Raw genomic sequence first — 18,314 nt, 5'->3', positions numbered from 1 at the left:
ATTCTTCAACGTGTATGAATAGATGGAATAAAAGGTTGCTAGCTCACCTATAAACTGTCCTAAATTTCAGAATATACTGTCTTTTTCGTATAGTGTTTTTTAAAAGGATTAATGTTACATTTATTATGTAACATTCTGATGAGAAAGAAAACCGTTTCTACAAAACTTCTCTAAAAATTACAAAATATTCATATTCATGTGAAGGATGTAGAATAAACAAATATAGAAGTAACTGCGTTTATAAAAAACGTAACGACCGCTTTAATTATTAATGATCTTAATACTAGTTATCAATTATATGTATTTTACTAATTTATTCTTCTCCGATAAAATGCAGGTAGACGAATTTGATAAGAATTTTCTAATGATTTATATAATTAAATTTGATATAATCTATAGGAATAATAATGTATGAAGGGAAACATCATTGATTAATTAGACACAGGTATTAAATGTTGTTGAAGATGATTCGTAAAAGCATACATATTTAAATTATATATTTTTGTGAGGTGGACAGTGTTGCAACTTAAGGTAGTAAACAGCCCTTTTAATCAAGAACAAGCAGATTTGCTTAATCGCCTTCTGCCGACATTAACAGAAGCACAAAAAATGTGGTTGAGCGGTTATTTAACAGCATCTCAATCTACGTCTGCCGAAGGAACGCCAGACGTTTCTACAGCAGCGCCTGCTCAAACGAAGCAGACAGTTTCAAAAGACGTAACGATTCTTTACGGATCACAAACAGGAAATGCTCAAGGACTTGCTGAAAATACAGGCAAAACGCTTGAAGCAAAAGGCTTTAATGTAACTGTATCTTCTATGAATGATTTCAAACCAAATAATTTAAAGAAACTTGAAAATTTATTAATTGTCGTAAGTACACATGGAGAAGGAGAGCCGCCTGATAATGCGCTATCTTTCCATGAATTTCTTCACGGCCGTCGAGCGCCAAAACTTGAGAACTTCCGTTTCTCTGTTTTATCGCTTGGAGACAGCTCATACGAATTTTTCTGTCAAACAGGAAAAGAATTTGATGTGCGCTTAGCAGAACTTGGCGGTGAAAGACTGTATCCGCGCGTTGACTGTGATTTAGATTTTGAAGAGCCCGCAAATAAATGGCTTAAAGGTGTTATTGACGGATTAAGCGAAGCGAAAGGACACAGCGCTTCGGCAGCTGTTCCAGCGGAAGCTCCTGCAGGAACTTCACCATATTCAAGAACAAATCCTTTTAAAGCAGAAGTGCTTGAGAACTTAAACTTAAACGGCCGCGGATCAAATAAAGAAACGCGACACTTAGAACTATCTCTAGAAGGTTCTGGTTTGACGTATGAACCAGGAGACAGTTTAGGTATTTATCCTGAAAATGACCCGGAGCTTGTTGATCTTCTTCTTAACGAATTCAAGTGGGATGCAAGTGAAAGTGTAACGGTTAATAAAGAAGGAGAAACGCGTCCTCTTAGAGAAGCGCTAATCTCTAATTTTGAAATTACCGTTTTAACAAAGCCTCTTTTAAAGCAAGCAGCTGAGCTTACGGGAAACGATAAGTTAAAAGCGCTTGTAGAAAATCGCGAGGAATTAAAAGCATACACACAAGGCCGTGATGTAATTGACTTAGTTCGTGACTTCGGTCCATGGAACGTATCGGCACAAGAGTTTGTAGCCATTCTACGTAAAATGCCAGCGCGTCTTTACTCGATTGCAAGCAGCTTATCAGCAAACCCTGATGAAGTTCATCTAACAATCGGAGCGGTACGCTACGAAGCGCATGGACGCGAGCGCAAAGGTGTTTGTTCAGTCCTTTGTTCAGAACGTTTGCAACCAGGCGATACGATTCCTGTATACCTTCAAAGCAATAAAAACTTTAAGCTTCCTCAAGATCAAGAAACGCCAATTATTATGGTAGGACCTGGTACAGGTGTGGCTCCGTTCCGCTCATTTATGCAAGAGCGTGAAGAAACAGGGGCAAAAGGCAAGTCATGGATGTTCTTTGGAGATCAGCACTTCGTAACAGACTTCCTTTACCAAACAGAATGGCAAAAGTGGTTAAAAGATGGCGTACTGACAAAAATGGACGTGGCGTTTTCACGCGATACAGAAGAAAAAGTATACGTACAAAACCGTATGCTCGAACATAGTAAAGAATTATTCCAATGGTTAGAAGAAGGCGCATCTTTTTATGTGTGCGGAGATAAAACAAATATGGCACGCGACGTGCACAACACGCTAGTTGAAATTATCGAAACAGAAGGCAAGATGAGCCGTGAACAGGCGGAAGGTTACCTTGCTGAAATGAAGAAACAAAAACGTTATCAGCGTGATGTATACTGAGGATTGAAAGGAGATTTTCAACATGGTAAACAAAATTTTAAAAGCGCCCGAAGGTCCTCCAAGTGACGTTGAGCGCATAAAAGATGAAAGTAATTATTTGCGCGGTACATTAGGAGAAACAATGCTCGACCGCATCAGCTCAGGTATTTCTGAAGACGATAATCGTTTGATGAAGTTCCACGGAAGCTACTTGCAAGATGACCGAGATCTTCGTAACGAACGCCAAAAACAAAAGCTAGAGCCAGCTTACCAATTCATGCTTCGCGTCCGTACGCCAGGCGGTGTTTCAACACCAGAACAGTGGCTAGTGATGGATGATTTAGCACAAAAATACGGAAATGGAACGTTAAAGCTGACGACTCGTCAGGCATTCCAAATGCACGGAATTTTAAAGTGGAACATGAAGAAAACGATTCAAGAAATTCATGCTTCGTTATTAGATACAATTGCAGCTTGCGGAGATGTAAACCGTAACGTAATGTGCAATCCGAATCCCTATCAGTCAGAAGTACACGCTGAAGTATTCGAATGGTCAAAAAAATTAAGTGATTATTTATTGCCTCGTACAAGAGCGTACCACGAACTTTGGCTAGATGAAGAGAAAGTGATCAGCACACCGGAAGTGGAAGAAGAAGTGGAACCAATGTATGGTCCGCTCTATTTGCCAAGAAAGTTCAAAATTGGCGTAGCTGTTCCACCGTCTAACGATATTGACGTGTATTCACAAGACCTTGGCTTTATTGCCATTTTAGAAGACGAGAAACTTGTTGGTTTTAACGTAGCAATCGGCGGCGGTATGGGTATGACGCATGGAGATAAAGCAACTTACCCTCAGCTTGCAAAAGTGATTGGGTTCTGTCGACCTGATCAAATTCTAGAAGTAGCTGAAAAAATCATTACGATTCAACGTGATTATGGAAACCGCTCTGTACGTAAAAACGCGCGTTTTAAATACACGGTTGATCGTCTTGGATTAGAAACGGTAAAAGAAGAGCTTGAAAATCGTCTGGGCTGGAGCTTAGACGAAGCAAAATCTTATCACTTTGATCATAACGGCGACCGCTACGGCTGGGAAAAAGGTGTAAAAGGAAAATGGCACTTTACTCTTTTTGTTCAAGGCGGACGTATTGCTGACTTTGAAGACTATAAGCTTATGACGGGTCTTCGTGAAATTGCAAAAGTTCATAGCGGTGATTTCCGTTTAACGGCCAATCAAAATTTAATTATCGCGAACGTATCAACTGAAAAGAAAAAACAAATTAGTGATCTCATCGAACAATATGGATTAACTGACGGCAAGCATTATTCGGCTCTTCGCCGCAGTTCATTAGCTTGTGTATCGCTTCCAACATGCGGGCTTGCGATGGCAGAAGCTGAGCGTTATCTCCCAGTTCTTCTTGAGAAAATTGAAGCAATTGTAGATGAAAACGGCCTTCGCGATAAAGAAATTACCATTCGTATGACGGGCTGTCCTAACGGCTGTGCACGTCCTGCTTTAGGTGAAATTGCTTTTATCGGTAAAGCGCCGGGTAAATACAATATGTATCTTGGAGCAGCATTTGATGGCAGCCGCTTAAGTAAAATGTACCGTGAAAATATCAGTGAAGAAGAAATTTTAAACGAACTGCGTGTCTTGCTTCCTCGCTATGCAAAAGAGAGAGAAGAAGGCGAGCACTTTGGTGACTTTGTCATTCGCGCTGGTGTAATCGAAGCTGTAACAGACGGCACGAATTTCCACGCATAATACGTATCAAGGGACCTTTCTAAACTTACAGAAAGGTCCCTTTTTTCTATTTTAATATTCTCTAACAAATACAGCTACTCCAAATACTCCTAATCTTTCAGCAGTAATTTGTTCAAAGCCGTTGTCAAGCAAACAATGAGCTGCAGTGCGGTAGCGCTGACCTTGAGCTAACAAACGTCCGCAAGGATTTGCGCTGCCGATTACTGTTGCTTCTACGACAGTACGAGGAGCTTGTCTATCCAAAGGATTTCGCTCCCACAGAATTGTCACCACATCCGGAGGACGGGGAATAGATACATTATCTGTGTGTTCATGCATAACCATCACCTCCTTACACTATAGTAAATGCAAAAAATAACAGACTGCTTGTACACACGCTGATTTTTATTAAAAAAGGCGTTCAACTATGTCCCAGTTAACTAATTTCACGGCAATGAAGTAATCAATAGAAACAGCTGATAGAAAAAAAGAATGCTATAATGTAAAAGAAAGGAATTTTCACCAAGGAGGGAGAAACATGCAGCAAAAACGAGTAGCGGTTATTACAGGGGGAGCAAGCGGAATTGGCAAAGAAACTGCCTTAAAGTTTGCGCAAAAAGGAGACGCGGTGGTCATTGCTGATTATGATAAAGGGAAAGGAAAAGATACCCTTCAAAAAATTGAAGAAGCTGGAGGGAGCGCTTTATTTGTGCAAACGGACGTCACAAAGTTTGAAGAAGTGGAAGCACTGATTGAAGAAACCGTGAACCGCTTTGGGCGAATTGATGTGATGTTTAACAATGCAGGTATTGGACGCCCTACGTCTATTTTGGATCAAGACTTAGAAGAATATCACCGCATTATTAATGTGAATCAGCACGGCGTTACATACGGGATTATGGCAGCGGGCAGGAAAATGAGAGAGTTAGGTATTAAAGGCGTCATTATCAATACGGCATCTATTTTTAGCTTCTTAGCCTCACCCGGTACCTATGCCTATCACGCAACGAAAGGAGCTGTTGTGATGATGACGAAATCAGCTGCGCTAGATCTCGCTAAATACGGTATTCGCGTCGTCGCCATTGCGCCAGGATTTGTTGATACGCCCATTATTCAAGGCTATAAAGACAACGGTATGATTGAAGGAATGAAAGCGAAAACGATGAGCAGAAAGCTTACTACACCAAAACAAATTGCAGATATGGTTTATTTGCTTTCCTTAGAAGAAGCGGGAGCTGTAAACGGCAGCGTCATCATGGCTGATGATGGGTATGCGGCATTTAAATAAAAGGAAAAAGGATTCTTCTTAAGAAAAGAATCCTTTTTTATTATGTAGCAGGCAGGGAACTATAAACAAACGTATCGTGAGCTTTTCCGTTTTGATACATATAGTTTTTTAACACTCCTTCTTTTTGAAACCCGAGCTTTTCAAGCACATGCTGTGATGCTTTGTTTTCAAGAAACACAACAGCTCCAATCCTCACTAGCTGAAGGGTATCAAAGCCATAAGCCATAACAGCCGAAGCAGCTTCTGAAGCATAGCCGTGACCCCAGTGCTGAGGGAGTAGGTCATAGCCAATTTCCGCGCGCTTATGCTTTTGGTTCCACTGATTAAATCCAACTGTCCCGATTAATTCCCCCGTATCGAGCCGTTCAATTCCCCAGCGCATGCCTTTTTGCTTTCTGTAATTTTCAGCAAAAATATCAATCAGAACCAGAGCCTCTTGAATTGTTGTGAATTTTTCTTGCCCGTAATATCTAATAACTTCTTTCTGAGAGAAGCAGTCAAAGATAGTATCTGCATCGACTTCTGTTATTTCACGCAGTGTAGTGCGAGGTGTAAGAAGAATAGGAAACATACTTTTCTCCTTTCTATTTTATATAGAAAGATTTCGTCAGCTCAGAGAAAATACCTTTTATTTTATTTTTCTGTTATAAATTAAGTGGAAGTACGAGCTAAACGACTGAGAAAAAGACGGGAAAACTTCTAAATAACGCAAACAGTTGTTACGTACTAGCCCTAAAAACAGTATACTAAAAAAACAAATAGAGCTAGCTGCACGTAGAGCAGCTAGCTTTCCTATAGGAAAGAACCTATTTTTTAGTTAACTGATTGCGATCTTCAATTTGAGGAGGCTCTTCAAGCCATCCGTTTTGAATCATGACTTTACCGCCTTCTTTCGCAAAGAAATAAATATCTTTAGCCAGCTGCAGCATCTTCAGTGGCAAATCACTTCGTAAACTAAAAGCGCCTCCTAAAGCATTGCTTCCTAGACCAAAGGTGCTCAGAAGACTCGTGTTGTACATCATTAATTTATCTGAAAAAGGGGAGATCGTTAAGCTTGTCGCTTTTCCTGCATGCGTAGCAGGAGGCTCTATATAGCTATGACGTAAAATATCTCCTAGTTCTGTTTCAATTTTTTTTGAAAGCTTCATTCCGTTGACAAAATGCTGCTGTGCCTCTTTGTTGCTAGCTGCTTGAGCAAAGCCAATCATCAGCTGCATTCCTACAAGATTTGTATCAACCGCATGTTGGATAAGAGACACTTCAATTGTATTAAGTGATCTTTTTTCACTAAGCCAGCTTAACCCTCCGATATAATTTTGTTCGTGGACAAACCGAACTTCTTTTGGCATTGAAACGTAAGGAGGCTTTGCAATGACGCCGGTTTCTAATAATATCTGAGTAGACTGATTGTATATTTGCTGCGCTTCTGCTGTTGCGTTTACGAAAAAACTTCTGATATCTTCCCGGTAGGACATCGTTGAATGCAAAGCGAACAGTCCAGTCTCAATTTGAGCCATTAAGCGTACGTACATGACTTCAAACATAGGGTCGAACAGTTTCGGCACTCCTAGATTTACATCATGTTTAGTAAAGCCTAAAGGAATAACTGCACCTTCGTGCTCTAAAATTTCTTTGATTTGCTCGGTAATATTTAATGAGTAGCTATAATACAGCTCAAAAAGCTCTTTATGATCTTCTTTACCTTCAAGACAATATTCTAAAAACCTCAAAATCATCGTTTTTTCCTGATAAGTCATCCATAAGTTAGCAAGCTCTGAGGACGTGAGCGGCGGAAGTTTTGATGTGCTCATTGTACACATTCCTCCTGAAAATAGTGATAGGTAAATAGTATAGCTTCATTAGTATTTCTTTTATTTATAGGAATATTCTTCTTTTTAATTTATTGAAAAGCTTCAGTAGCGGTTATTATAGTAAGATAATTGAAAGAAATAAACCTTACCAACAAGTCAGTTGTATGATAACTGATATGAATAAAACTAAGTTTTTCTATTACTTTAAATAATTTGACAATTGGTGTTATTCTTACTATTATGGAAACATAAGTTTTACATATATTGCTAGAGTCTGGCAACACATTCTAGCAGCACCATAAGTAAGGAGCTTACGATGAAGCACATTGTCCAAGCAACAGATCATCCTAGAACGAAAGATACATTAAAAGAAGATTTACGCAGGTTAGGCATAACAAAAGGGATGACTATCATGGTTCATTCTTCGCTATCTTCATTAGGGTGGGTAAACGGAGGTTCAGTAGCCGTTGTTCAAGCTTTAATGGAGACAGTGACAGAGGAAGGAACGATCGTGATGCCGTCACAGTCGGTCGATCTTTCGGATCCATCAGAATGGGGCAATCCGGCTGTGCCAAAAGAGTGGTGGGAAACTATTCGGGAAACGATGCCCGCATATGATCCAGCTCATACACCAACAAGCGGTATGGGACAAATCGTGGAAACTTTTCGAACATACCCTGGCGTAAGAAGAAGCAGCCATCCAATGTATTCATTCGCCGCTTGGGGAAAGGGCAGCGAAGACATCTTAAGAGATCATCCCCTTGAATTCAGTTTAGGCGAAAATTCTCCTCTTGAAAGGCTTTACAAAAAACATGCCTTTGTTTTATTATTAGGTGTCGGGTTTGGGAACAATACTTCTTTTCATCTAGCAGAATATCGTATTCCATATCGAAACGTGATTCAAAAAGGATCTCCAGTTATGGATGGAGGAAAGCGAGTATGGAAGACGTATAAAGAATTAGAGTTTAGAGAAGAGCTGTTTGAAAAGATAGGTGAAGCGTTTATTGAAGCAAAAGGAATAAAAGCTGAAAAAATCGGTTCAGCACGTGCATACTTCTTTTCAATGCCTAAAGCCGTCGATTTTGCTGAAACGTATTTGAAAGCGCTATAGTGAGCGGTTGTATGCTTTCTAAGTTGTCTGTATATCAGACAACTTAAAGTGAGACAAACATGAGTTGCCGCTGCGTCTAGACTTTATAATAACAAAGCGCAGAAGTGGTTTAAGCAAGATAGTTTACTTTTTATATTCCTTGTTTCATAATGGCACTTGTCAGTGAATTTATTCGGTCAGGTTGTCTTACAATTATGGAGATAAAAAGCAAGTGTTAAATAAATTCATCAAAAAATTTAAATGTATAGAAAAAAAGGAGAGAATACAATTATGTCACTACGTGATCAAGCACTACATATGCATCAAGAAAAACAAGGTAAGTTAGAAGTTAAATCAAAAGTTGAAGTTCAAAACGCTCAAGATTTAAGCTTAGCTTACTCTCCAGGAGTAGCAGAACCTTGTAAAGAAATTCATGAACATCCAGAAACGGTGTATGATTACACAATGAAAGGAAACATGGTCGGCGTTGTGACAAATGGTACGGCTGTTCTTGGCCTTGGAAACATCGGACCTGCAGCTTCACTTCCTGTTATGGAAGGAAAGGCAATTTTATTTAAAAGCTTTGCAGGCGTAGACGCATTCCCAATTGCACTTGATACAACAGATACAGATAAAATTGTTGAAACTGTAAAATTAATGGCTCACACATTCGGAGGCATTAACTTAGAAGATATCGCAGCTCCACAGTGCTTTGAAATTGAAGAGCGCTTGAAAAAAGAAGTAGATATTCCTGTATTCCATGATGATCAGCATGGTACAGCAATCGTAACGGTAGCAGGACTTGTAAATGCATTAAAAATTGTAAACAAATCAATGGAAGACTTAAAAATCGTCTTAAACGGAGCAGGAGCTGCCGGCATTGCCATTACAAAACTTCTTTATTCTTACGGCGTACGTGACATGATTATGTGTGATACAAGAGGTGCTATTTATGAAGGACGCCCTCAAGGTATGAACAAAGTAAAAGCGGAAGTGGCTTCTTATACAAATGTAAACAAAGAAAGCGGTACGCTAAGCGATGTAATTAAAGGCGCAGATGTATTTATCGGCGTATCTGCAGCAGATGCATTATCTCAAGAGATGGTTAAATCAATGAATGAAGATGCAATTATCTTTGCGATGGCAAATCCTAATCCAGAAATCAAGCCAGGCGCGGCAAAAGAAGCAGGAGCGGCTGTTATTGGAACAGGTCGTTCAGACTTCCCTAACCAAGTAAATAACGTTCTTGCATTCCCTGGAATTTTCCGCGGTGCGTTAGACGTTCGCGCTACTCATATCAATGAAGAAATGAAAAAAGCTGCTGTTGAAGCAATTGCAGCCCTTATTACAGAAGAAGAGCTAAACGCAGATTACGTTATCCCTGGACCATTTGATCCTCGCGTAGCGCCAGCTGTAGCAGAATCTGTAGCAAAAGCGGCAATGGATTCAGGCGTTGCCCGTATTACAATTGATCCAGCACGTGTAAAAACACATACAGAACAATTAACAAAAATCGAAAACTAATAACGGTAAAAAAGCCCTTTGAAACGCTGTTTCAAAGGGCTTTTTGTTTTAAAAATCTGCTGTAACCGCTGTGAAATCTAAACGTAACACCATTTCATCTCCCATATGATGTACAATAAAGAGAAAAGAACCCAGGTTTTGTATCATAAAGGGAGGAACAAAGATGTACACCGTATTTTCAACATTTAATGTACCGGATGAAAAAGCTGAAGAAGTGATTGGAATTTATAAAAGTCGTTCAAAATCCGTCGACGAGGCTCCAGGATTTGTAGACTTTCTACTTCTTCAAAACGATAAGCGAGCAGGGGAGCTCACCGTTCAGCTTACATTTGATACGAAAGAGAATTATTTAAGCTGGGTACGAAGCGAAGATTTCAAGCGTATTCATGATTTAGAGAAAAAATACCCTGATCAAGAACTGGCAGCCGTCATCCCAAAAGTTTCCCAGTACAAAGTGGTGGCACGATGAGTTCACTTCCCGTTAATAAGATCGTCGAAAGAGTAACGGATAAAATCTACGAGTTAGAACCTTCTTTGCTCGAAAAATTCGGAGAGCGCGGCAAAGAAAGATGCCATGAAGATAATCATTATCATATGAAGTATCTTGAGACAACATATAAGTTAGACAACCTGCAAATTTTTACGGACTACGCCTTATGGTTAAACAATTTACTCACAAGCCGAGGCATGAAAACACAGCATATTATTGATAATTTTAATTTTATACAAGAAGCGCTGTTTGAATTAGATAATTACGGTGATAAACAAGTACAGGCGTATGTGACTTACTTAGAAGAAGCAAATCATATACTGAAGCAACAGCAGCTTTAAAAAAGAGGCTAGGACAAAAGTGTTTTAGTTAAAAGAAAATCCGAACGGGTTTGATTCTTGAAAGAGAATTTAATCTGTTCGGATTTTTTCACGAGTAGAATGAACGTAGGTTTCCTGTATGTAGTTATGTCTCACTTTTTTTGTTTTACATATGTATAAAGGTGGAAATAAAAAAGAAAAAGGAGAATACATATGCAAAAACAGCTAACAAAAGGAACCCTGTCTTTAATCGCTATATGTATGATTGGAAGTGCGGCAGCTTGTTCAGGTGAACCAGCTAATAAAACAAAATCTGATAATCATAAAGCAGAGGAAAAACCAATTGAAGACCGTCAAGAATTGACAAAGCTACAGCAGTATTCGAGTGACCCGGACATTAAAAAAGGGAAAGATGAAGATTTTGACTTGATCGGTACGTTAAAAAAAGACGCTGAAAAAGAAATAACGCTGAATATCGATGATCAACTCGTTAAAGTACCAAAAAGCTCTGGGATGGAAGTGGAAGGCTCACAGCTAAAAGATATGATTAATAAAGAAGTAGAAGCTGAAATTGACGCAGCTAAACAAGAAGCAACTAGTATTGAATTAACTCCAAAAGCAAAAGCAGATAAAAATGGCGTTTATGAACAAGATGGAGACGAGCGTAAAATTGTAGGTGTTTTTATAGAAGAAAGTAACAAACATATAACGGTAAAAGTTCCAAACGGCAAAAAAACGTATCAAAAAAGCACAGACTTTGAAAAAGAAGAAAAGGGCAGTTTAAAAGAAAAGACGGTATACCTTGAAATCAACTCAGCTAATGAAGTAGAAAGTATAGAAAAAGAAGACCGTGAATAAATAAAGCTACAGTTCTTCTTTCCCTCCTTGCTCTCTTGACTTTTCCAACTGTGTCACTTAACGTTACAGTAGAGAAAGAAAAAAGGTGGTTTATGGAAGATGAACAGTGAATTTACCATTGCCGTGCACAGCTTAGTGTTCCTAGCAAATTTACCAGATCACCGAGCAAGCAGTGAATCGATTGCTTATAACATCTGTACCAATCCTGCACGGGTTCGGAAAATAATGAGTACACTCAGAAAAAACAACTTGGTTCGGACAAAAGAAGGGCTAGGCGGCGGTTATACTTTAGGCTGCAGCCCTGCTGAAATAAGTCTTGGATTGATTTACCGGGTTATATCGACAGGAACGCTGAAGCCTCACTGGTGCAGCGGCGACCCTGACGCTGACTGTATTGTCAAATCAAACATTCAAACAGTGATGGACGACATTTTTACAGAGAGTGAGCAAAGCGTAATCAGGCATTTAGATCAAATTACGATCGAAGACGTGCTGAAAAAAGTTAGAACTGCTCACTAAAAAGCACCTTGCATGAGCAAGGTGCTTTTGTTATGACTCTTTGGAAGCGGCTGTTTCAGCCGCTGCTGCTTTTAAGTCGTCATTTACTTTTCTTCCATTCTCTAAATACTCCGTTTTAAAGCCGCTTTTTAAAGCCCATGTGTAGAAGAGAAGAGAAACAACAACAATAATTCCCATATCCCATCCATATTTAATGACGTTAAGGCCCCCAAACTTTTCGCTTCCAAGCCATGAAATAGTCATCATACAAAGTAAGTATACAACCATCCATACGCCACCTTTGAAGTTCTGGCGGAATCCCTTCCATTTAGCCTTTGCTTGATAATAAAAATAAATAGGCAGGCCGATTAAAATAATAAACAAAACTTGTCCAGTTAGCGGCCAGCGCGCCCAATATAGCGTTAATGAAGCAAAAATAAAGCCGAGCGGCGCAATAATGCTTAATCCTTTTAAACGAAGGGGACGATATAAATCGCTTCCAGTTCGTCTTAGCGTCATAACCGTAACAGGACCTGTAATGTAAGAAATAAGCGTAGCGACTGAAATAATTTCAGCAAGCACGCCCCAGCCTCGAAATAAAAACAAAAAGACAAGAGCAACAGCTAAGTTAAAAAACATGGCTTGACGCGGAACACCATAAATAGGATGAAGGCGTCCTAGAACACTTGGCAAATATTTATTTTGTTCCATACCATAAATCATTCGAGCAGTAGTAGCTGTATACGTAATACCTGTTCCAGATGGTGAAACAAACGCATCTGCATACAGGACAATGACAAGCCAGTTAATGTTAAGGGCAATGGCTAAATCTGCAAATGGAGAGTTGAAATTTAAATGACTCCATCCCTTCGCAATATCAGAAGGATTTACCGCCCCGATAAAAGCAATTTGAAGAAGCAAATAAATGACAGTAGCCACTAAAATTGAGCCTACAACCGCAATTGGAATAGATCTCCCAGGATTCTTTGCTTCTCCAGCCATATTAATGGGGCTTTGAAAGCCGTTAAAAGCGAATACAATTCCAGACGTAGCAACAGCTGTTAGCACACTAGCCCAGCCGTTTGGTGCGATGCTGCTTCCAGAAGTGAAGTTCTCGCCGTGAAAGCCGACAAATAAAAGTGCTCCAATTGTAAGTCCCGGTATAACAATTTTAAAAATAGTGATTAACGAGTTGGCCTTGGAAAATAGTCCAACTGTCCAATAATTCAGTAAAAAGTAAATAATCAATAGCACAGTAGCGATAGCTAATCCTTCGCCAGTTAACGTTCCTTTTTCTACGAGGTGGCTTGTCCACTGTGCCCACTTCCAAGGCCACGAACTCATATACTGTACAGAAGCTACTGCTTCGACTGGAATAACGGATACAATCGCAATCCAGTTTGCCCAAGCAGCGATAAAACCAATAAACGAACCGTGTGAGTACTGCGTATACTTGACCATCCCGCCGGCTTCGGGAAACATGGATCCTAATTCACTGTAAGAAAGTGCAATAAATAAAATAACGACCATTCCAATGACCCATGATAAAATAGCAGCCGGCCCTGCAATTTGAGCTGCTCGCCACGCTCCAAATAACCAGCCGGAACCAATAATTGATCCAAGTCCCGTCATGGTTAACGCGAATGTTCCCATTCTTCGATGTAAATTGTTCATCTGACTAACACCTTTCATGTAAAATAAGTCTTTCATTTAAACACTGTTGTAAACATTGTTGCTTTATTATTATTATTCTGAAATCTTTGGTTGTCAACTTTTGTCGTTGCATGCAGTTCTTAATACCTATTGATTTCCAGTTACGCAGGACAGCTATCCTCAACCTTTCTGTCACGATAATTAAAGCGCTTTACTTTCTTTTTCATCCTACAGGAAACCCTACAGAAATAGATAAAAACCGACAAAAAGTTATCAAGTTCATACCTTATGCACTAGCAATATGAAAAAATTAGGGGATAAGTGATAATTATATTCCCTAAATATGTGAAGAGAAAACACACTTCATAATAAAGCCCCTTTTGAATAGAGGAATAAATACCTTCAAAAGGGGGGAGAGTTGGAATTTTATCTTTCTTGATGTTTATACTCGAGTAGTTTTACGACGTTTTCTACATCATTTTCAGCAGAAAGTTCGTTGATATTCACTTTATAAATAAGCGTATCCGTTGCAAAAAATTCATCTTCTCCTTCAGGTTTTACTTTTAAGTTTAAGATTTTCACCCGCACAATATGAGTGAACTTACCGCCTTTACCGGGCTGTATTTCACCCATTTGTATCCCGATATCATCTTTTTTAATAGGGCGAACTTTTACTTTTTTATGCTGTTTACGGTAAACCTTCTCATAATGAGAAGTAATATCTTGATGTACCCAAGGTTCAAGAGATTGATAAATAAAATCTTTTACAACAGGCTGACTTACGTGTGATTCTATATTTTCTTCTGGTATATTTTCTTCTGCGGAAATGGAAAGCGTAAAACAAAAAAAGACAAATGCTGCTAAAAATAAAAATTTTCCCACGAAAAAACCCACCTTACCTGTTCGTTTATGTAGCTGATTTTCTAGATCTGCCTCTTTATCTTTTGAACAAAGGCAGGAAGGTATGCACAATTTTTTTTGTGGAATTTACCTTATTTAAAATCAATTTAGTTTAAATAAAATATGTTCTAAATAATTGATTGAAAATTCAAATGCGGTTTACGTACAAAAATAGCCAAGTGTGCCTTTACATAGGGACACTTGGCTATTTTCATGAACATTTTATGCTGCTGTTTTCTTATTGCCTTTAAAAATAAAATAAAGAGCTAATAACATAAATGCTACACCAATCCAGCGGGATAGATCAAAGGGGACTTCCTTGCTTCCAAACCAGCCAAAATGGTCGATAATCATGCTTGCAAATAACTGACCGATAACAGTTGAGATATTAGCTGCTGTTACACCAATTTTAGGTACAGCTAAAACCGTTAGAAATAAATAAGATGCTCCGAATAAAGCGCAGGTAAGCTGCCATTTAGGGACATCGAAAACCGAGAGAATGTTTCCTTGACCAAAGAATACGACGACAATTGTTAAAATCATGGCACCTGTTGCAAAGGTTAAAAAAGCTGTTTCAAACGTACCTGTTTTTTTACTTAGTGTGCCGTTAATAGAAGACTGAGCGCTTAGCGTTAATCCTCCTATTAAGGTAAGTATCACCATCAATAAACTCATCGTAAAACCCTCCTAGAAAATAAGTACAAGCGCAATTCCCATACATACAATAGCCATTACGCGTTCTTTGTTAATTTTAATTTTGCTGCTGCCAAGCCAACCAAAATGCTCAATAATCATACTTGTAATCATTTGGCCCACAATAACAGCAACCATTGAAACGCCAATTCCGATAAAGGGGATACTAATCACTAGAATTGTTAAATACACCGTACCTAATAAACCGCCGGTTAAATTCCACTTAGGTGCTTTTAAGACGTAAGGTAAATCTCCTTTTCCAGCAAATAAAGTGGTCAGACCTAAAATGAGTGTTCCCATGATAAAAATATAATAACTGCTTTCAAGTTTCCCCACTGTTTTTCCAAGTTCTCCGGCAATAGCGCCTTCCATACTTAAAGCAGCGCCGCCTAGAACCGCAATCAAATAAACCAACAACTTCACGTTTATCACTCCAATATTTCTTTATATTTGTATATCTAGAAAAATAGATATAATAAGTGAAAAAAACTCGTTAAAGTTTTTTTCGTAAGAATGAAGAAAGCTCTTGAAGCGTTTCTTCGTTTCGGCGATAGTATGTCCATTGACCGTGCCGAATTGACTCTAACAAACCTGCTTTTTGCATCATGGAAAGATAACTGGACACTGTGGACTGAGACAGCTGAGCTTTTTCCTGAATATCTCCCACGCAAACACCGCCTCTGCTGCTGACCTCCTTAGGCAAATGTGCTTGTTTGTCTTTAAAATGCTTTTCAGGTTCTTTTAACCACTCCAATATATTTAATCGAGTTTCATTAGATAATGCTTTAAAGATATCAATAGGTTTCATACTTATTATTTTATTCGTCACAGCTCAGATGTCAAATGTTCAAGTTTGCATTTTATAGTTGAATAACAAGCGATGGGTTGAATTATAACAGCTGTGAAAAAAAAGTCAACTTATAATAGAGGATAAAAAAGAACGGTTTACCCAGCCCTTTTTCTATTTATATGACCAAGAAGTATCTTATTCTTTTGAGTAGAAAAGGTGACATATTCCTTATTTTTCAAGGGGTAGTTTAGTAAAATAGAAAAAAGTGAATAACAAAGGAAGCTAGTCTATTTACTCAGGGGGAGGGCTGCATATGCAAGGGAAAACAAAACAAGTGCGCTTTCGTAATATGGTAGCGTATGGATTTGGGGATTTGTTTGGCGGAGGATCCTTTTTTATTATCGGCACATTATTTATGGTTTTTTTAACGGATGTAGTCGGGCTTTCTCCTGTAGAAGCAGGAACGATTGTAGCTCTTGGAAAAGTGTGGGATGCTTTGTTAGATCCAACCATTGGGTACATATCTGATCATCTTCAGACAAAAAAAGGACGAAGAAGAGTCTTTTTTCTTTTTGGAATCATTCCAGTTGCCATCACGTTCACTATGCTGTGGATTCCTATTGAAGGCTCGCATATGTTCAAATACACCTATTTTATCTTAGCCTACCTTTTATTTAACACGGCGTTTGGTATGGTCATGGTTCCTTACAATACGCTAGCAGCAGAGATGACGACAGATTATAGCATTCGTTCGAAAATGACGGGAATACGCATGGTCTTTTCGCAAGGCGCTTCATTTTTAGGCGCTTTCTTTCCAAAACGAATCATTGATGCGTTTCCAGGTGGACAAGGATATTTAATCATGGGCATTATCTTTGGTCTTCTTTTTGCTCTTCCATGGATTTTTGTCTATAAAGGAACTTGGGATAGCGGAGAAGTAGTGGAACGAAAAAAGAAAAACAGATTTTGGTTAGAATTTAAGCAGCTTTTTATCAGTTTTGGAAGTGCATTTAAAAATAAGTCGTTTAACGTGTACCTTGCCATGTACTTAGCATCTTACATTGCAATGGATGTATTTAATGCTCTTTTCTTTTATTTTATTGCGTATTACATGCTGCGCGAAGCTATTTATGCAGACACCCTAAGCTTTGTGCAAATTACACAGGTGCTATTTATTCCTCTTGTTACATACATAGCCATTAAGTTAGGAAATAAATTAACCTATAACTTCAGCATGATCATCTGGGGAACGGGCATTGTTTTATTCAGTTTCCTAACAACAGACAGCTCTTTAGTTCTTATTTACTTAGCAGCATTTTTCTTAGGAAGCGGTCATTCTGGAGCGATTATGATTCCATGGAATGTACTGCCGTTCGTATCAGATGTAGATGAAATGATTACGACAAAAAGAAGAGAAGGCGTGTATGCAGGGCTGATGTCGTTTATTCGAAAATCTTCTCAGGCGCTTGCGATTTTTCTGGTTGGTGTTGCCTTAAAGAATATTGGCTATGTACCAAACGCCGAGCAGTCAGCGTCTATGCTAGCCGGCTTGCAAAAGCTGTTCATGATTGTACCTGCTATTTTGATTCTCGCTGGAATTATCGCAACTATATGGTTTAAAATAAGTCCGGAAAATCACAAAATCTTATTAACTGAAATTCAAAGAAGAAAAAAGGGAGGCCGAGCGAAAGACGTTACTCCTGAAGCGAAAGCGGTTTGTGAAAGTTTAACGGGTTATAAATACGAACAGCTTTGGAAAGACGTAACCATTTCAAAAGAAATCCGAGATAAAACGGTTGTTTAACCTATAACTTCGCGAAAAAACGCAAAATTTTCAGCGCAAACAATCGCTAATTATATCCAATAAGAAACTTCCTCTGACGTATTGCCTTTTGACAAGAAAAGAAATTTTCCTGTCTATCGACTCATTTTTCAGGTGAATTTTAGAAAGGGAGGATTTCTTGCCATTAAAGATGTGCAATTTGGCACGTCTTGATAGGGTGGATTGTACAACTTATAATAAAATTATAAACTAGCCACAGGCGCTTTCAAGGCGCAGGTATAAATTAGAAAGAAGGAAGGTACAGTTTATGCCAATTCGATATGTTTGTCCACAATGCCAAGGAGCCGGTAAGAAATTTGGATTTATAAAGTGCAAAGTGTGCAACGGCGAAGGAAACATCATCATGTCTTCTAATGAGCCAGATCCAACTAAAAATAAAAAATTAAAATCATCTTCTAAACAAGACAAAGCAATGTAAGCTATTGCTCGTAAAGGTACGTATGAACCCCGCTTTTCTATAAAAAAGCGGGGTTTTCTGCTAAACAGATAAAAGCTTTTCTTATGA

Annotated in this window: 19 protein-coding genes; 11 read left to right on the top strand and 8 right to left on the bottom strand. The window is 38.7% G+C overall.

From position 1 onward, the window contains the following. The first annotated feature begins 519 nt into the window (after positions 1-519). Complete coding sequence (locus AC0KUU_RS18890; RefSeq protein WP_043981454.1) at positions 520-2,328, top strand: assimilatory sulfite reductase (NADPH) flavoprotein subunit; 1,809 nt, start codon at positions 520-522, stop codon at positions 2,326-2,328. A gap of 22 nt (positions 2,329-2,350) precedes the next feature. Then, on the top strand, positions 2,351-4,072 hold the full coding sequence (gene cysI, locus AC0KUU_RS18885) for an assimilatory sulfite reductase (NADPH) hemoprotein subunit (RefSeq protein WP_016764771.1): 1,722 nt from the start codon (positions 2,351-2,353) through the stop codon (positions 4,070-4,072). Between the two features lie 51 nt (positions 4,073-4,123). Here cysI and AC0KUU_RS18880 read toward each other — a convergent pair whose 3' ends face one another. Continuing rightward, positions 4,124-4,390: a hypothetical protein gene (locus AC0KUU_RS18880; protein WP_043981455.1), complete on the bottom strand. Its 267-nt coding sequence runs from the start codon at positions 4,388-4,390 to the stop codon at positions 4,124-4,126. Between the two features lie 199 nt (positions 4,391-4,589). Here AC0KUU_RS18880 and AC0KUU_RS18875 point away from each other — a divergent pair, with 199 nt between their 5' ends. Further along, the gene (locus tag AC0KUU_RS18875) at positions 4,590-5,339 is read left to right on the top strand and encodes an SDR family NAD(P)-dependent oxidoreductase (protein WP_043981456.1); all 750 of its coding nucleotides are present in this window, start codon (positions 4,590-4,592) and stop codon (positions 5,337-5,339) included. 40 nt (positions 5,340-5,379) lie between these two features. On the opposite strand, the gene AC0KUU_RS18870 is transcribed toward AC0KUU_RS18875, so the two are convergent. Both AC0KUU_RS18870 and AC0KUU_RS18865 read right to left on the bottom strand, forming a co-directional pair. Then, positions 5,380-5,910: a GNAT family N-acetyltransferase gene (locus tag AC0KUU_RS18870; RefSeq protein ID WP_043981457.1), complete on the bottom strand. Its 531-nt coding sequence runs from the start codon at positions 5,908-5,910 to the stop codon at positions 5,380-5,382. 235 nt (positions 5,911-6,145) lie between these two features. Continuing rightward, positions 6,146-7,150, bottom strand: a complete 1,005-nt coding sequence (locus AC0KUU_RS18865) for a DUF3231 family protein (RefSeq protein ID WP_473452931.1) — start codon at positions 7,148-7,150, stop codon at positions 6,146-6,148. A gap of 316 nt (positions 7,151-7,466) precedes the next feature. Between AC0KUU_RS18865 and AC0KUU_RS18860 the strand changes: the two genes are divergently transcribed. From AC0KUU_RS18860 to AC0KUU_RS18835, 6 genes are all read left to right on the top strand, one after another. Beyond that, positions 7,467-8,261, top strand: a complete 795-nt coding sequence (locus tag AC0KUU_RS18860) for an AAC(3) family N-acetyltransferase (RefSeq protein ID WP_162214542.1) — start codon at positions 7,467-7,469, stop codon at positions 8,259-8,261. Positions 8,262-8,531: 270 nt separating this feature from the next. Further along, on the top strand, positions 8,532-9,764 hold the full coding sequence (gene ystJ / locus AC0KUU_RS18855; protein ID WP_043981460.1) for an NADP-dependent malic enzyme: 1,233 nt from the start codon (positions 8,532-8,534) through the stop codon (positions 9,762-9,764). A gap of 163 nt (positions 9,765-9,927) precedes the next feature. Continuing rightward, entirely contained in the window at positions 9,928-10,233 is a 306-nt protein-coding gene (locus AC0KUU_RS18850) for an antibiotic biosynthesis monooxygenase family protein (RefSeq protein ID WP_043981461.1), read from the top strand. After that, complete coding sequence (locus AC0KUU_RS18845; protein WP_043981462.1) at positions 10,230-10,595, top strand: hypothetical protein; 366 nt, start codon at positions 10,230-10,232, stop codon at positions 10,593-10,595. The genes AC0KUU_RS18850 and AC0KUU_RS18845 overlap by 4 nt, the downstream gene beginning before the upstream one ends. A 192-nt stretch (positions 10,596-10,787) precedes the next feature. Continuing rightward, positions 10,788-11,432 (top strand): hypothetical protein, encoded by a 645-nt coding sequence (locus tag AC0KUU_RS18840; RefSeq protein ID WP_043981463.1) that lies wholly within the window; start codon positions 10,788-10,790, stop codon positions 11,430-11,432. Between the two features lie 99 nt (positions 11,433-11,531). Next, a complete protein-coding gene (locus tag AC0KUU_RS18835; RefSeq protein WP_013057782.1) occupies positions 11,532-11,951 on the top strand; it encodes an Rrf2 family transcriptional regulator in 420 nt (139 codons plus the stop codon). A 30-nt stretch (positions 11,952-11,981) separates the two neighbouring features. On the opposite strand, the gene AC0KUU_RS18830 is transcribed toward AC0KUU_RS18835, so the two are convergent. The 5 genes from AC0KUU_RS18830 to AC0KUU_RS18810 form a co-directional block, all read right to left on the bottom strand. After that, positions 11,982-13,604, bottom strand: a complete 1,623-nt coding sequence (locus tag AC0KUU_RS18830; protein ID WP_043981464.1) for an APC family permease — start codon at positions 13,602-13,604, stop codon at positions 11,982-11,984. A 405-nt stretch (positions 13,605-14,009) separates the two neighbouring features. Then, positions 14,010-14,465 carry a hypothetical protein gene (locus tag AC0KUU_RS18825; RefSeq protein ID WP_322552232.1) on the bottom strand — a complete coding sequence of 152 codons (456 nt, stop codon included), beginning with the start codon at positions 14,463-14,465 and terminating at the stop codon, positions 14,010-14,012. A gap of 240 nt (positions 14,466-14,705) precedes the next feature. Then, on the bottom strand, positions 14,706-15,158 hold the full coding sequence (locus AC0KUU_RS18820; RefSeq protein WP_013057779.1) for a DMT family transporter: 453 nt from the start codon (positions 15,156-15,158) through the stop codon (positions 14,706-14,708). Positions 15,159-15,170: 12 nt separating this feature from the next. Next, complete coding sequence (locus AC0KUU_RS18815; protein ID WP_043981465.1) at positions 15,171-15,599, bottom strand: DMT family transporter; 429 nt, start codon at positions 15,597-15,599, stop codon at positions 15,171-15,173. Between the two features lie 70 nt (positions 15,600-15,669). Next, complete coding sequence (locus AC0KUU_RS18810; protein WP_013083854.1) at positions 15,670-15,984, bottom strand: ArsR/SmtB family transcription factor; 315 nt, start codon at positions 15,982-15,984, stop codon at positions 15,670-15,672. 295 nt (positions 15,985-16,279) lie between these two features. Here AC0KUU_RS18810 and AC0KUU_RS18805 point away from each other — a divergent pair, with 295 nt between their 5' ends. Together AC0KUU_RS18805 and AC0KUU_RS18800 are read left to right on the top strand one after the other, a co-directional pair. Continuing rightward, a complete protein-coding gene (locus AC0KUU_RS18805; protein WP_322552231.1) occupies positions 16,280-17,770 on the top strand; it encodes an MFS transporter in 1,491 nt (496 codons plus the stop codon). A 286-nt stretch (positions 17,771-18,056) separates the two neighbouring features. Further along, positions 18,057-18,227 (top strand): hypothetical protein, encoded by a 171-nt coding sequence (locus AC0KUU_RS18800; protein WP_013057775.1) that lies wholly within the window; start codon positions 18,057-18,059, stop codon positions 18,225-18,227. Positions 18,228-18,314: the final 87 nt, after the last annotated feature.

This window comes from Priestia sp. ST2 (assembly GCF_055810735.1).
This window is presented reverse-complemented; position numbering and strand designations above follow the sequence as displayed.